General features: G+C 52.3%; 1 protein-coding gene. It reads right to left on the bottom strand.

Annotated features, from left to right (window positions below; genetic code table 11):
• Positions 1 to 595 (bottom strand): EF-Tu/IF-2/RF-3 family GTPase (locus ABGA49_RS16100; protein ID WP_347665806.1); only part of this gene is annotated, 595 nt, incomplete at both ends.

The following is a 595-nucleotide window of genomic DNA, read 5'->3' as shown; positions in this document are numbered from 1 at the left end:
AGAACTTTTGCTACAACGCCCGCGCCAACGGTACGGCCGCCTTCACGGATTGCGAAACGCAGACCATCGTCCATCGCAATCGGGTGAATCAGGGTAACAACCATTTTGATGTTGTCGCCCGGCATTACCATCTCTACGCCTTCCGGCAGTTCGATGGTGCCAGTCACGTCAGTTGTACGGAAGTAGAACTGCGGACGGTAGCCTTTGAAGAACGGAGTATGACGGCCGCCTTCATCTTTGGACAGGATATAAACTTCTGATTCGAATTTGGTGTGCGGCTTGATTGAACCCGGCTTAGCCAGTACCTGACCACGTTCGATTTCTTCACGTTTGATACCACGCAGCAGAACGCCTACGTTCTCACCAGCACGGCCTTCGTCCAGCAGTTTGCGGAACATTTCAACGCCAGTACAGGTGGATTTCGCGGTGTCTTTGATACCAACGATTTCAACTTCTTCACCTACTTTGATGATACCGCGCTCTACACGACCGGTAACAACGGTACCACGACCGGAGATGGAGAATACGTCTTCGATCGGCAGCAGGAACGGCTTGTCAATCGCACGTTCTGGTTCCGGGATGTAAGAATCCAGGT

Source organism: Kosakonia sp. WA-90, assembly GCF_039871955.1.
GTDB classification, from domain to species: domain Bacteria; phylum Pseudomonadota; class Gammaproteobacteria; order Enterobacterales; family Enterobacteriaceae; genus Kosakonia; species Kosakonia oryzendophytica.
This window is presented reverse-complemented; position numbering and strand designations above follow the sequence as displayed.